This is a genomic window from Streptomyces sp. NPDC050145, from assembly GCF_044460245.1.
Taxonomy (GTDB): Bacteria; Actinomycetota; Actinomycetes; order Streptomycetales; family Streptomycetaceae; genus Streptomyces.
The window spans coordinates 1-13040 of sequence record NZ_JBITJS010000026.1 but is presented as its reverse complement, the minus strand read 5'-3'; the positions used below and the strand labels follow the sequence as shown (position 1 = coordinate 13040).

At 69.7% G+C, this 13040-nt stretch carries 13 protein-coding genes; all 13 read right to left on the bottom strand.

Annotated features, from left to right (window positions below; all coding sequences use genetic code 11):
• Positions 1–17 precede the first annotated feature (17 nt).
• Positions 18–1283 carry an MFS transporter gene (locus ACIBTU_RS36060; RefSeq protein WP_399130933.1) on the bottom strand — a complete coding sequence of 422 codons (1266 nt, stop codon included), beginning with the start codon at positions 1281–1283 and terminating at the stop codon, positions 18–20.
• 46 nt (positions 1284–1329) lie between these two features.
• The gene (locus tag ACIBTU_RS36055) at positions 1330–1767 is read right to left on the bottom strand and encodes a nuclear transport factor 2 family protein (RefSeq protein ID WP_399130932.1); all 438 of its coding nucleotides are present in this window, start codon (positions 1765–1767) and stop codon (positions 1330–1332) included.
• A 51-nt stretch (positions 1768–1818) separates the two neighbouring features.
• Positions 1819–2532 carry an SDR family NAD(P)-dependent oxidoreductase gene (locus tag ACIBTU_RS36050; RefSeq protein WP_399130931.1) on the bottom strand — a complete coding sequence of 238 codons (714 nt, stop codon included), beginning with the start codon at positions 2530–2532 and terminating at the stop codon, positions 1819–1821.
• Positions 2533–2553: 21 nt separating this feature from the next.
• Positions 2554–2862, bottom strand: a complete 309-nt coding sequence (locus tag ACIBTU_RS36045) for a muconolactone Delta-isomerase (RefSeq protein ID WP_399130930.1) — start codon at positions 2860–2862, stop codon at positions 2554–2556.
• 13 nt (positions 2863–2875) lie between these two features.
• Positions 2876–3910 (bottom strand): ankyrin repeat domain-containing protein, encoded by a 1035-nt coding sequence (locus ACIBTU_RS36040; protein ID WP_399130928.1) that lies wholly within the window; start codon positions 3908–3910, stop codon positions 2876–2878.
• Positions 3907–4356 (bottom strand): nuclear transport factor 2 family protein, encoded by a 450-nt coding sequence (locus ACIBTU_RS36035; RefSeq protein ID WP_399130927.1) that lies wholly within the window; start codon positions 4354–4356, stop codon positions 3907–3909. Before ACIBTU_RS36035 ends, ACIBTU_RS36040 begins: the two co-directional genes overlap by 4 nt.
• A gap of 148 nt (positions 4357–4504) precedes the next feature.
• A complete protein-coding gene (locus tag ACIBTU_RS36030) occupies positions 4505–4978 on the bottom strand; it encodes a nuclear transport factor 2 family protein (protein ID WP_399130926.1) in 474 nt (157 codons plus the stop codon).
• On the bottom strand, positions 4975–6186 hold the full coding sequence (locus ACIBTU_RS36025; protein ID WP_399130925.1) for a low temperature requirement protein A: 1212 nt from the start codon (positions 6184–6186) through the stop codon (positions 4975–4977). Before ACIBTU_RS36025 ends, ACIBTU_RS36030 begins: the two co-directional genes overlap by 4 nt.
• A 121-nt stretch (positions 6187–6307) precedes the next feature.
• Positions 6308–7516, bottom strand: a complete 1209-nt coding sequence (gene glgA, locus ACIBTU_RS36020) for a glycogen synthase (protein WP_399130924.1) — start codon at positions 7514–7516, stop codon at positions 6308–6310.
• A gap of 77 nt (positions 7517–7593) precedes the next feature.
• Entirely contained in the window at positions 7594–9009 is a 1416-nt protein-coding gene (locus ACIBTU_RS36015) for an MFS transporter (RefSeq protein ID WP_399130923.1), read from the bottom strand.
• Between the two features lie 301 nt (positions 9010–9310).
• Positions 9311–9712 carry a nuclear transport factor 2 family protein gene (locus ACIBTU_RS36010; RefSeq protein ID WP_399130922.1) on the bottom strand — a complete coding sequence of 134 codons (402 nt, stop codon included), beginning with the start codon at positions 9710–9712 and terminating at the stop codon, positions 9311–9313.
• Between the two features lie 150 nt (positions 9713–9862).
• Entirely contained in the window at positions 9863–12442 is a 2580-nt protein-coding gene (locus ACIBTU_RS36005) for a Helicase associated domain protein (protein WP_399130921.1), read from the bottom strand.
• A gap of 148 nt (positions 12443–12590) precedes the next feature.
• The coding region (locus tag ACIBTU_RS36000) for a hypothetical protein (RefSeq protein ID WP_399130920.1) at positions 12591–13040 on the bottom strand (450 nt) is incomplete at its 5' end.

Here is a 13040-nt window from a genome sequence, read left to right as displayed (position 1 = left end):
GGTTCTCGTGGCGCGCTTCAGCGGCCTGCGGCCAGCGGGGCGCCGTCGGCCGTGGCTTCGCCGTTGTCGGGCGCGGCCCCCGCGCTCCCGGCCCGGTCGTTGTCGACGGGCACCTTCAGCCAGCGGGTGGCCCAGGTGGCCGGCAGAGCGACGGCGCAGATGATCAGTGCGGCGAGCGGCACCTCCTCGACACCGTTGGCCGCCACGGCCCAGCCGCCGATCGCCGCACCCGCGGCGATTCCGGCGTTGACCGCGGAGGCGCCCAGGGTGGCGGCGAGGTCACCGCCGGGGCCGGCCAGGGAGATCACCCTCAGCTGCAGCGAGGGCACGATGCCGAAGCCGACGAGACCCCAGGCAGCCAGGGCCAGGCCGACGAGCACGGCGTTCGAGCCGATGAGGTAGAGGGCGCCGAGGGCGACGACGAGGACGACATTGCCGACGAGCAGCGTGGCGCTGGCGTTCTTGTCGGCGAAGTTGCCGCCGGCGAAGGTGCCGACCGCGCTGGCCACACCGAAGATCAGGAGGAAGGCGCTGACCGCTCCGCCGCCGATACCGGTGACGTCCTCCAGGAACGGGGCGAGGAAGGTGAAGGCGGTGAACTGCCCGCCCAGCAGCAGCAGTCCGGTGCCCAGCATGGCGAGTACCCGCGGGGCGAAGGCGTGCTTGGCCTGCGCGCCCAGACCGCCGGAGCCGCTGCCCCCGACGGACGGCACCAGGACCAGGGTGGAGACGAGAGCCAGTGCGCCCAGGACGACGACACCGACGAAGGCGGCGCGCCAGCCCACGGACTGACCGATCAGCGTGCCGAGCGGAACACCGATGACGGTGGAGACGGCGATGCCGCCGAAGACCATGGCCACGGCCTGACCGCGGCGTTCGGCCGTCACCAGACTCGCGGCCACCGCGCAGGCCGCGCCGATGAACAGGCCGTGAATGGCGCCGGTGATCACTCGGGCCGCGAGCAGCAGCCCGAAGGCGGAGGCGAAGACCGCGAGCACGTTGCCCGCGATGAAGACCGCCAGGGCGAGCCAGAGCAGGGTGCGCCGGGGCAGCTTGATGGTGGCCGCGGTCAGGATCGGGCCGCCGAAGGAGATACCGAGGGCGTAGGCGGTGACCAGGAGCCCCGCGGTGCCGACGGAGACGTCCAGATCACCGGCGATCAGGTTCAGCACGCCGACGATCACCAGTTCGGCGGTGCCGATGGCGAACGCGCCGAGGCCGAGGGTGGCCAACGCGTACTTGCTCCGGGTCTCACTGACCCCGGGAGCGGTTTCGGTGCTCATGAGTGAGCGCCCTCCTTTGTTCGGAACTGTGGGTGGACGGGAGCGGTCAGGCGTACCGCAGGTCGAGCCGTGCGATACGCCCGTCGCGGACGTCGAACTCGTAGGAGGCCTCGAAGCCGCCGGGATCGACACGGACGAGCAGCGTGGTGCCGCCCTGCTTGGGGGTGGTCTTGAGGATCTGCAGCTTGCCGCCGATCACTTCGGCCTCGGCCCAGTCGCGGATGGCGTCCCGGCCGCGGAACTCACGGCCGACGTCGATCGCGACCCCGTCCTCGTGGAAGGCGTCGACGAGGGAGTCCAGGTCGCGTTCGGCCACCGCGTCCACATAGCGCCGGGCCGCGGGATCGACCTTCGCGGCGGCGCGCGCGGACGAGGCGGCGGGGGCGTTCGTGCCGCCGTCCTTGTCCGTGTCGTCGGAACAGCCGGTGAGGCCGGTCAGCAGCGCGGCGGTCAGGGCCGCCGGCATCAGCACGCGGTGTCGCACGGGGGCTCTCCTCGTCGTCTCGAAATCAGGCACAGTTCATGGAAATGCGGGTCACCAGTCGATGGGCTTGCGATGACGGAAGAACCCGCCGGTGGGACCGTTGGCGGGCAGCCGGGCCAGCCACACGGCCGTGTCCGCGCCCTGCTGGACGCTGCTCGGCGCCCATGAGCCGCCCATGTCGGTGCGCACCCAGCCGGGACAGACCGCGTTCACCTTCACGGAGGCCGGCGCGGCCGCGGAGACGACCAGGGTCAGGGCGTTCAGGGCGGCCTTGGAGATGCCGTACGCCGCGGGGGAGGGGACGTTGTCCGTCATGCCGCCGAGCCCTGACGACAGGTTCACCACCCGGCCGTAACCACGCTCGGCCATCGCCGGGACGAACGCCTGGCAGGTACGGAAGGCACCCATCAGATTCACGTCGAGGGCGCGGCCCATGGTCTCCTCGCCGAGCGAGAAGAACGCGTCGGTCGGGTAGATCCCGGCGTTGTTGACCAGTACGTCGACCTCGACGCCCGAGTCGGCCAGCCGGCCCGCGCAGTCCCGGACGCTCTTGGAGTCGGTGATGTCCAGCTCCTCGACCCGGACCGGGGCGCCGCCGGTGCCCAGCTTGCGGGCGGCGGCCCGGCCGCGCGCGGGATCACGCGCGGCCAGCACGACCTGGAGCCCCGCACGGCTCAACTGGCGGCAGATCTCCAGACCGATGCCCCGGTTGCCTCCGGTGACCAGGGCGGTACGCGTCCGCTCCTGGCGGCTGCCTGGGCTCATGGGGTGTCCTCTCGCCCGGCCTCAGACCTGGTAGCGCTTCTTGACGTCCTCGGCGAAGCCGAGGTAGTCACGCAGCGGCCAGACCTGCTCGAACTCCAGGTACTCGCGCATGGGCAGCCGGCCGAGCGCCGTGCGGTCCAGCTCCTCGGCGTCCGGCGAGTCGATGATGGCGATGACGCGCTTCTGCGCGGCCACCTTCCAGATGCCCACGCAGAAACCGGACTCGACGGTCTCCTGCGCGTGCTCAGCCTCGTCCTGCTCGAGCTCCCACAGCTCGTCGAGGGTGATGCGGCCCTCGTGCTTCCACTTCATCTGGACGTAGAACAGCATCTGCAACTCCCCTTCAATCGCCGGCGGTGTCGCGGATGAGCCCGGTCAGCGCGTGCTCCGCGCCGAACACCTCGATGGCGAGGTCGAGCGGCTTCTTGCCGTCGTGGCCGACCAGATCGAGCCGGGCGCCGGCCCGCACGAGGGTGCGCGCGCAGTCCTCGTAGCCGTGCCACAGGGCGTCGTGCAGCGGGCTGTAGCCGTTGGTGGCGCCCTGGAAGTTCAGGTCGATGCCCGGACGCTCGACCAGATCGGCGGTGATTCCGGCATGGCCGTTGTAGACGGCCTTGTGCAGCGGTACGGCGCCGAAGGTGGGCTCCGTCGCGTTGACGTCGGCGCCCGCGGCGAGCAGCAGCCCGACGATCTCGCGGTGACCGTCGCGGGAGGCGACGAGCAGCGGGGTGTGGTCGTCGTTGAAGCCGTTCAGGATCGGGTAGCGCTCGTCGACCCGGGCGCCGGCCGCGAGGAGGGCGCGGACCTTGTCGGTGTCGCCCGCCGCGGTGGCGGCCATCAACTCCTGGCGCCCGACGGCCTCTTCGTCGCTCTTCCGGCGGTGGTTGAGGTGCTGCTCGGCCTTGAGGAGCTGGTCCTTGCCGAAGGTGTTGACGTTCAGCTCGTACTCGAAGTGCTGCTCGAGCGAGAAGCCGTAGTGGGTGAAGACCTTCAGGCCGGCGCCCTGGCCGAGCAGGTACTCGGCGATGTCCGGGTACTTGTACCAGAGGGCGTCCATCAGGGCGGTGTGCCCGGTGGTCGGCGCGACGGCGTCCACGAACGCACCGGCCTCGACCAGAGCGCGCACGACGTCGAGGCTGCCGCCCTGGCAGGCCTTGTGCAGGGCGGTGGCACCGGCCCGGGTGTCCGCGGTGAGCACATCGGCACCGGCCGCGATCAGCGCGCGGACACCGGCGGCGTCCGCCTGGCCTGCGGCGATCATCAGGACGGTGAGCCCGGAGACATCCTCGCGGGTGGAGGGGTCGGCGCCCGCGCTGAGCAGACCCCGGACGTTTGCGGCGTCCCTGTCGCGTACGGCGGCGATCAGTTCGCTGCTCACCGGCCGGCCTCCGCGGCCTTGTTGTCGCCGCGCAGCGCGCGGATGATCTGCGACGGGTCGGTGTACGACTTCCAGCGCACGATCTTCCCGTCACGGACGGTCAGCCACTGGACGAACTCGATCTCGAACTCCTGGCCCGTCTCCTTGACCACCGAGAGCTCATGGATGACACCGGCCGCCTGGTCACCCTCGACCACGAGGTTGATGAGCTTCTCGAACTTCACGTCCACGGCCCCGGAGAAGATCTGCAGGGTGCCGAGCACCGCGTCGGGGCCCCGCACCGTGCCGATCCACTTCATGTCGTCGTTGTAGCCCGGGACCGGTGCGTAGTTGATCCACTCGACGTCGTCGGCAAGGGTGTTGAGCGCGGTTTCGAAATCGCCGCTCGACAGCGCGGTGAACCAGCGCTCGGCGACAGTGCGCGTCTCTTCTGTGAGCCCGCTCATGTGCTCTCCTTGAGATTTCGGGAATCCACCGGCAGTGAAATTGCCAACGACATCGTGGGCGTTCCTCCCAGGGGTGGCCAAGAAGTGGTAAAGGACTTCCTGAGGTCCTCCATTCCGCTTCGCCCCGGGAGGATTCGACGGAATTTCGTCAGGACGTCCGCTGACCCTCGGGCGTCATGATGTGGCGGTTTCCGTCGGACCAGAGCGCGGTCATCACCATGGCCGAGACACGCCACCCCGCAGGCGTGCGCAGGGCCGTCCAGCGGTAGCGGCCGCCCAGCGTCCAGTGCGGTCCGCCGAGGCCGTTGGGCAGTCGGTGCACGGCCTGGAACATCGCGGTGCAGACCGCCTCGTCGCCCTGTACGTCGACCAGGAAGTTGCTGATCAGGTGCTGCGTGGAGGCGAGGCCGCCGAGCAGCTGCGACCAGGCTTCGATGATCTCGCGCGGGGTCGCCGTGAAGGGTTCGCCGCCGTTGAGGCTCGTGTAGTCGAGCAGCACCTTGTCGGCGAACACCTCGTAGAGGGCATCCCATTCACGCAGATCGGTGTGCCAGGCGACCCGAGTGCACAGATCGGTGACGTCAAGACGGTCCTGCACGGAACTCTCCTGTGCGGAACTCATGAATCTCCTCCGGTTGGCAGTTCGCCGGCAGTTTCAGTCATCTGCTGGGTCCACCGGTGCTCGATGAACAGCGTGCTGACGATCAGCAGGCCGAGCACAGCGACCTCGGCGACCGCCGCGCCGAAGTGCCCGACCGGAACGGCCACGGCGGCGAGGACCGCGGCCGCGAAGTGAAAGCGCTGCGGCCCGATCTTGAGAATTCCGTGGAACCAGGCGATTCCGGCGAGGTAGAGCCCGACACCGCCGGCCAGTGCGAGCGAGGGCCCTGCCGCGAGCGACACGAAGGGGTGCGCGATGGTCTTCTTGACGGCCGCCGCGATGAGAATCAGGCCGAGCAGCATCGGTATGTGGGCGTAGAAGAAGGCCAGCAGAGCGGTGCCCGAGCGCTGCACCGGGTCCTGCCGTTCCAGGGCCCGCTCGGCGCGCCCCGCCTTCTCCGACTCGTCGAAGTACACCCACCACAGGCAGGCCGGGATGATGAAGATCAGCACGGCGGTGGTGACCACGGAGAGGCCCGCGGCGACGCCGTCGGTCCCGATGCCGAGGGCCAGGAACGAGTCACCGAGCGCAATGATCATCAGGAGGCCGTGCCGCTCCACGAAATGGCCCGGTTTCAACTCGAACCCGGACACCCCGGTGATGATCGGCGCCACGATCTCCAGGACCACCGCGAGTGCCCAACAGGCGTACACCACGGGCCCGTCGAGGAATCCGGCCACAATGACCATGAGCGCCCCCGCCGTGTGGAAGGGGGCGATGCGCAGCATGTTCCGAGCGGCCTTGGGACCGCCGAAGGCGAACAGTGTGGCGTGTGTCAGCACGATGAGCAGATAGCCGACGCCGAACGCGACACCGTCGCCGTCGAAGGCGTTCGGTGTGGCGAGGCCGACGATGAGGAAGGACGCCATGCCGAGCAGCAGAAGCAGCCGGTGCCGCTTCCGGTGAGGCGGGAGATGGTTGGTCAGCCAGGCGTATCCGCCGTACATCCACCACAGCAGCCAGAAGATCAGCACGACCTGCAGCAGTCCGCGCGGCGTCATGTCCTGGGCGAGCAGCCTGGCCAGCTGGGTGAAGTTGAAGACGAAGGCCAGGTCGAAGAACAGCTCCAGCGTCGTGACCCGGGTCCCCTGGTCAAGTGCGGAGCCGGCCTCGGCACGGTCCTGCCCGGGAACTCCAGTTGTTTCCGCGGCAGCTGCTACGTCAGACATGACTCCGCAGTCAACTGCCGCGGCCCGCGCCCCGGCAAAATACTCGAACGGACAACATGAGGTCGGCGCCCCGCCCTCCGTCTTTCGCCTGCCCCACCCGTACTCACCGGCCCACTCCTGCTCACCGGTCGAGCACCTGTTCGTAGACGGCCAGCGCCCGCCGTGCCGCCTGTCCCCAGCTGAACTGCTCCTCGGCGCGCACCCGGCCCGCCTTGCCGAGGGCCTCGGCGCGGGCGGGGTCGGCGAGCAGGCTGTTGACCGCGGTCGCGAGGCCCGTGGCGAACCGTCGCTCGTCCAGCGGGGTGCCCGTCCCGTCCTGCACCTGTTCGACGGGCACGAGCAGGCCCGTCTCACCGTCGGCCACCACCTCGGGGATGCCCCCGGTCGCCGTGGCCACGACCGCCGTGCCACAGGCCATCGCCTCCAGGTTGACGATGCCCATGGGCTCGTACAGCGAGGGGCAGACGAACACCGCGGCGTGGGTGAGCAGCTGGCGCAGCGAAACCTGGTCGAGCATGCCGTCGATGCGTACGACACCGCTCCTCGCCCGGCTCAGCTCATCGACCAGGGCCGCCGTCTCGGCCGCGATCTCGGGGGTGTCGGGCTGCCCGCAGCAGAGCACCAGCTGGGCCGCCGCATCCAGTTCGAACGCGGCCCGGAGCAGCTGGGACAGGCCCTTCTGGCGCGTGACGCGGCCGACGAAGAGGACGATCGGGCGGCCGGGGTCGATGCCGTACCGCGCCAGGGCGGCCGTACCGTGGTCGGGGCGGTGCACCCGGGTGTCGATGCCGTTGTGCACGACGTGGACACGGGCAGGGTCCACGTCCGGATAGACCCGCAGGATGTCGTCACGCATGCCGCGGGAAACGGCTATGAGCGCGTCGGCGTGCTCCAGCGCGTCGCGTTCGATCTGCGAGGACAGGGCATACCCGCCGCCCAACTGCTCCGCCTTCCACGGCCGCAGCGGCTCCAGGCTGTGCGTCGTCACCACGTGCGGGATGCCGTACAGAGTCTGCGCGAGCCGGCCTGCCGCGTTCGCGTACCAGGTGTGGCTGTGCACCAGGTCCGCCCCCGCACAAGCCGCCGCCATCGCCACATTGGCGCCGAGGGTACGCAGCGCCGGGTTGGCATCACCCGCGAGACACGGCTCGCGGTGCGCCAGAACCCCCTCCTCGGCCCTCGGCTCACCGAAGCAGTGCACGCGCAGATCGGCCAGCGAGCGCAAGTGACGGGACAACTCCGCGACATGAACGCCCGCACCCCCGTACACCTCGGGGGGAAACTCCTTGGTCAGCAGATCGACGCGTGGCGAATTCGGCTTCACGGTCATGAACACTTCCTGAGGTCGAGATCCGGAAATTCCCTTCACCCGCCTGCCTCGTACAGGCCGGCCTGGTGCGACGGGAGTCACTTGGCATCCGCAAACTTGGACGGTGTCTCAGCCAGGCGTTGCGGAGTTCGGTCCGCCGTTCCCAGCGGACGGCGAGCCGTTTCAACTGGTGGAGCAGGGCGAAGGTCTGCTCCACGACGTGGCGGAGCCTTCGCACCACGCCAGGCCGTCGCCGCAGCCCAGGAACCGGAAGCCGGCCGCGGGAGCGGAGACCGCTCGGGGCATCGGTCCTGGCAGCGGCGCGGCAGCGGCAGCACCCCCACGGTCAGAAGGACCCCGGCCACGGCTCCCGCAGTGAACACCTCCGTGGACATCCCGCGGGTCAGAAGCGGCGCGGCCAGGGCCACGCTCAAGGCACCGGAGAGCATCCCCGACGTCGCGAAGACGGATGCGGCCGTGCCACGTGCCTCTTCCGGCAACAGGCGCGGCAACCACGCCTGGAGGGTGGTGTGCAGATAACTCCAGGCGACCCCGAGGAGCACGGCGGCAGGGATCAGCGTCGTCAGCGACACCCGCTGCCCACCCACCAGGGAGGCGCCGACCACGCACACCCCGCCCAGACCCAAGAGGCTCCGTGCCGCCCACAGCCGCACATGGTGACGCAGCCACAGGGAGCTGACGAACACGCCGATCCCGTACGCCACGACGACCGCCGACTGGCCACCGCCCACCCCGGCGCCGGTCAGCGCCGGAGCGAGCAGCGCGGGCAGCGCCAGCAGAGTCGCACCCTCGAGCGCGCCCACGGCGGCGACCGCGCACCAGCGGCGGTGCCGTACCGCACCGGCCCCCGCACCGCGTACCGGCCTTTCGGCGAGAGCGGGCTCAGGCAGAGCCCAGGTGGCCCACACGCTCCCGGCGGTCAGCAGGGCAAGCGCCGCGAACACCAGCCGCCAGACCGTGGGACCGTCCAGGGTGCCGATGAGCAGCGGCGCCAGAATGGCGCTGGCGGAGCTGACGGTGACCAGCGTCGCGAAGGCCTGCTGCCGAGCGACACCGGTGGCGGCCGTCCCGTAATGCACGGCGGTGACCGGCGTCACCACCGCGAACGCGGCACCGGTGAGCGTACGCAACGCGATCCATACCCCGACGGTGGCGCACAGGGCCGAACCGGCCAGCGCGAGCGCCGCGACGACCAGCCCGGCACGCAGCGCCCGCCGGGCCCCGAACCGGTCGACCAGCCGCCCCCACACCGGCAGGGCGATCCCATGCCCCAGCAGATGCCCGCCGATGGACAGGGTGAGGGTCGCCACGTCGGTGCGCAGGACCGGCACGAGCACGGCGAGCAAGGGTGCGGTGGCGTACCAGTCGGCGTTGGCGATCGCCGCCGCACCCCGCAGTCCCCACTCCGCCCGCGCCCGGGCACCGGCCCGTTCGCCACGCGTGCTCCGCGCCGAACACGCCGCACCCGGGCGTTCCGAACCGCCTTGGGACACGCTGACCGACCCCTCCCTGATAGAGACAGACACGCAGCACAGCGACCCGGTGATGAGGCGCCCGATCCAGTGGAGGCCGGGCCGGCGAATTCGCGACGAAGAGGTTCGCGGTGGCGAAGAGCACCGCGTTCACCGACGGGCGCTGCGAATCGGCCGCGCGCGCGGGGTGCCGCAGGGCTCCGTCAGATGGCTCGTCAGACGAGCCGACTGCCGTCCGGGACATCAATGCGGCCCCGGACACCCTTGGTGCCCAGGAAGCTGCCGAGCACGGTGTACCTCAAGACCTCAAGACCTCAAGACCTCAAGACGTCTCCTGCACCAGGGTCCCCGTCTGCACATGACCGGCGTCCCGCCACGGCATGGTGTCGTGAATGCTGGACATGTACGTGATCTGTCCGCCTGAGGTACGGAAGTAGTAGGAGACCTCGGCGTCGATGCTCGCGCCGGTCGGCTTGACAGCCGACAGGTGCGTCAGCGCGACGCCCTCGTCGCCGTCGACCACAATGCGCCGGGGCACGTTCTGGAACGAGGCGTACCACTCGGGGAAGTGACTCATCACGTCGCGCAGCGCCTCCCGTCCCTCCAGGTGGCCGACCATCTGCTCGTCCATCACGAAGTCGACGGCGAACAGATCGACGAACGCCGCCCAGTCCGCGCGGTTGGTACGCACGTAGTACTGGGTGATCAGTTCTCTGGTGTCCATCGCACCCTCCCTGCTCACAGAGATCGCTCGGATCGGTCGAGCAACGAGTGAAGCAGGATCACCAGCCCGGGCACCAAGCGATCTCGGGCGACTTCATGAGGTGCGCACGCAGACGCTCCGGGAGCCCGTACAAGGCAGTTGGGATGGCGTTCACCAGCGCATGTTGAGTGTGTTGAGGTCGTCCCGTCGTTCGTCGGTGAGTTTGTCGGCGCGGCGGCGTGTGTTGGTGATCCACATGCCGAGGTCGACGAGGACGGTGTCCTCGGGTGTGATCTGACGCCCGGAAGCGGCGGGCCCGGCATCGGATACGGGTACCGCCTCGATGTGTTTGCGGGGCACGTTCAGGTGCCCTTCACGCGCGTGGAACTGCCGAGCCGCGGCGAGGTTGAGCTGCCACTTGTCATCCTGTGTCCGCCGTACCGGCTGCTCGTCCTCACCCGCGGGTTCCAGCCCGAGGACGTTTTCCAGCAGCCACGCCTGCGCGGTCTGCAACTGGCCCCACCCAAGGCGCTGCGCCTGCACCCACCGACCGAGGTCCTCGCCCTGGACGATGATGTCGCCGGTCTCGGTCGGTACGGTGCCGCCGCCGGCTACGTGGATGCGTACGAGGCGGAAGTTGCGCTGCCAGCCGATGTCCCATACCGGGCACCATCCGGGATCGATCTCCTCCAGCGCCTCCCGCCGCGACTCCGGCAGAGCGCCGGCCTCCGAACCAACCGACTCGCCCGCTGCGCGGCGGGCCTCGAGCTCGTCAGCGAGCTTTGCTGCTGCCCGCTGGGCCTTGGCCCAGTTCCCGACGGGGTAGCCGTTCCACACCGCGCCCACCGGCGGCAGGAAATGCCCGTGCACGCTCGCCCACTCCCGCGCCGCTGCGAGACCTTCCTCGAAGGCGAGGTCCTGGTGGGACCACACCATTCCGAGCGCATCCAGCTCGGCGGCCCGCTCCCGCTCCAGGCGCCCCGCTTTATAGGCCGTGCGCTGCGTCTTCAGCCACACCCCGAGCGGGAACCCGCCCGGCGACCACGCCTCGGGGGTGATGTAGTCGTACGCCACCCGCAGCTGCTGCGCGCCTGTCTCTCTCCTGTACCGGGCGGCGGCCTCGATCCCGCGCCGCCAGTACTCACCCTCCGGCTCCAGCACCCTGAGCCTGACGAACCGGGCCAGCTGGGCCGGATCACGCGGGCTGGAGAACTTCAGCAGCTCCCGTGCCCCTACGCTCACCGGATCCGCAGGCTCACCAGCCTCCTCCAGATCGTCGACGTCACCTCTGAATTCGCTCTGGCCCTCGCCGGACTCGACGGAATCGCCACTCTCATCACTCCGACTCCCGCTGCGCGGGCGGGAGTCGGCGAGTGCCTCGATGGTGTCCGAGTCGTGCGCGCGGAGCGCTTCGAGGATCTTGGCGAGGGCTCCGTAGGCCGGTGAGGTGAGCATGTCGTCGGGATTCTCGTCCTCGGCGAGAAATACCGGAACGATGAGGGAAGCAATTTTCCCCTGCCCGGGCTTCATGCGAAGTGCCCGGCCGACCATTTGCACGATGTCGACCATCGAGCCACGCACATCGCCGAACGCGATGGAGTCCGCGACGGTGTCGACGCCTTCGCCGAGCACCTTGACCGACGCCAGGACACGCAGCGCCGCGGGCAGCAACTCGGGCTCGGCGCCCTCACCGCCGGCGTGGGCCTGGCGCTCGATGACATCGGAGTCGAACTCGGCGAGCACGGCCTGCCGGTGCGCGGGCGCATGGTCTCCGTGCAGCCAGGAAGCCCACACCCGCTTCGGGTCCGGATACGTCCGCGGATCCGCCTCCCACAGCTGTGCTGCAGCATCCGCGATGCCTTCGGCCATGGCCTCGGCCTCCACGACCCGGGAGTGAAAGGTCAGCAGCTTGCGTACGTTCTCCCGCGCGGCCGCCGTTAGGACCCCGGCCTGCAACGCCGCCAGCCGCGCCCCACGCACCCGCTCCGTCCCCGATCCGAGCTGCGCCCGCCTCCCGTACTCCGGATCGCGGATATCGACGCACACGACCTGGTAGGGGGCGACCAGTCCCCGGCCGATCGCGTCGGACAGGGTGAGCTTGTAGGCGACCGGCCCGAAGACGGGGGAGTCCTCACTCATACTCGCGACCAGCCGCGGCACTGCACGCCCCTCGGCCGCTTCCCACACGCGCGGGGTGGCCGTCATGTACAGCCGCCGTGCGGCGGGAATCTTCTGCTGGTCGTGCACCGCCGCCCACGGCTTCAACCCGTCCCCACTGGTCCGGTGCGCCTCGTCGACCACGATCAGGTCCCAGGCTGCCAGGCCGGCCGCGTGTGTCCGCTGGAGGACTCCGACGGACGCGTAGGTGCCGAACACCGTCACGGCGTCCAAGTCCCGTACCCAGGACAGGAGTTCACCCACGTCGGTGGTGCAGGGAACCCCTTCTGAGTCCGAGGCGGGCAGCGAGCACGCCCCGATCATCGCGCCCGTGCGGCCTCCGTCGCGCCGCCAGGCGGTCGCGGTCTGCACGAGCAGGCTCAACGTGGGCACCAGCACGAGCACCCGTCGTGCGCCGAGCTTCCGGGCTGTGGCGGCGGCGATGAGGGTCTTGCCGGAGCCGGTGGCGGCGATGCACTGGCACCGCAGCCCCTCGGTCGGCAGGCGCCCGTCCGAAGGCGTCTGAAGAGCCCTCAGGATCCCGTCGACCGCCTCGACCTGATGGGGCCTCAGTACCTGAAATCCTGTCGGCAATTTCCCCTCCTACGACGGAAACACTGCTAAATCTACTGAGGCCAGCTGGCCGTCCCGAACCAATAAGAGCTGACCCAAGCACTAAGACGGTGTCTCACGTGGCGATCTCGTCCCCTGCGGGGCATAGGACTGAGGGCGGGGGGAGCCGTCAGGACGGCCAGCTGAGCCGGCCGTTCATGACGGTCGGGAGAGACGTGGGCATCTCGTCGGTGACCCAGGCGAACTCCAGGGCCGCGAGCGTGGCTCCCCGGTCTGTCCATACGAGGATCTCGCCGACGTAGGCGCCGGAAAGGTCGTGGACATGCGCGTCCACGGGAACGAGCTCGTTCGGCAGTGCCGCATGCTCGCACGGTTCTCGGACCTGCAGATCGACGCTCACGGAGTCGGGCCCCCAGACAGCGGTCACCGCGGTGCGGCCCAGTTGATTCCGCAGTTGCGACGCGCCATCGAACTCCGCCGACAGGATGTGTTCGAGTACTGCGCGCTCGTCGGCGTTCAACGAGTGGTGATGTTGGTTGGTTTGTCGGTGGTGGGTCGGTGTGGAGATGTCAGTGGTCTGGCGGGTGTCGGGGGCTGGTAGAGGTGGGTTTCGAATCTG

What these genes read in the sequence shown, in the direction of transcription:
- glgA (WP_399130924.1), bottom strand. Translation starts at nt 7,516, where the DNA reads ATGACCGTGAAGCCGAATTCGCCACGCGTCGATCTGCTGACCAAGGAG.
- ACIBTU_RS36030 (WP_399130926.1), bottom strand. Translation starts at nt 4,978, where the DNA reads ATGAGTTCCGCACAGGAGAGTTCCGTGCAGGACCGTCTTGACGTCACC.
- ACIBTU_RS36045 (WP_399130930.1), bottom strand. Translation starts at nt 2,862, where the DNA reads ATGCTGTTCTACGTCCAGATGAAGTGGAAGCACGAGGGCCGCATCACC.
- ACIBTU_RS36050 (WP_399130931.1), bottom strand. Translation starts at nt 2,532, where the DNA reads ATGAGCCCAGGCAGCCGCCAGGAGCGGACGCGTACCGCCCTGGTCACC.
- ACIBTU_RS36010 (WP_399130922.1), bottom strand. Translation starts at nt 9,712, where the DNA reads ATGGACACCAGAGAACTGATCACCCAGTACTACGTGCGTACCAACCGC.
- ACIBTU_RS36025 (WP_399130925.1), bottom strand. Translation starts at nt 6,186, where the DNA reads ATGTCTGACGTAGCAGCTGCCGCGGAAACAACTGGAGTTCCCGGGCAG.
- ACIBTU_RS36060 (WP_399130933.1), bottom strand. Translation starts at nt 1,283, where the DNA reads ATGAGCACCGAAACCGCTCCCGGGGTCAGTGAGACCCGGAGCAAGTAC.
- ACIBTU_RS36035 (WP_399130927.1), bottom strand. Translation starts at nt 4,356, where the DNA reads ATGAGCGGGCTCACAGAAGAGACGCGCACTGTCGCCGAGCGCTGGTTC.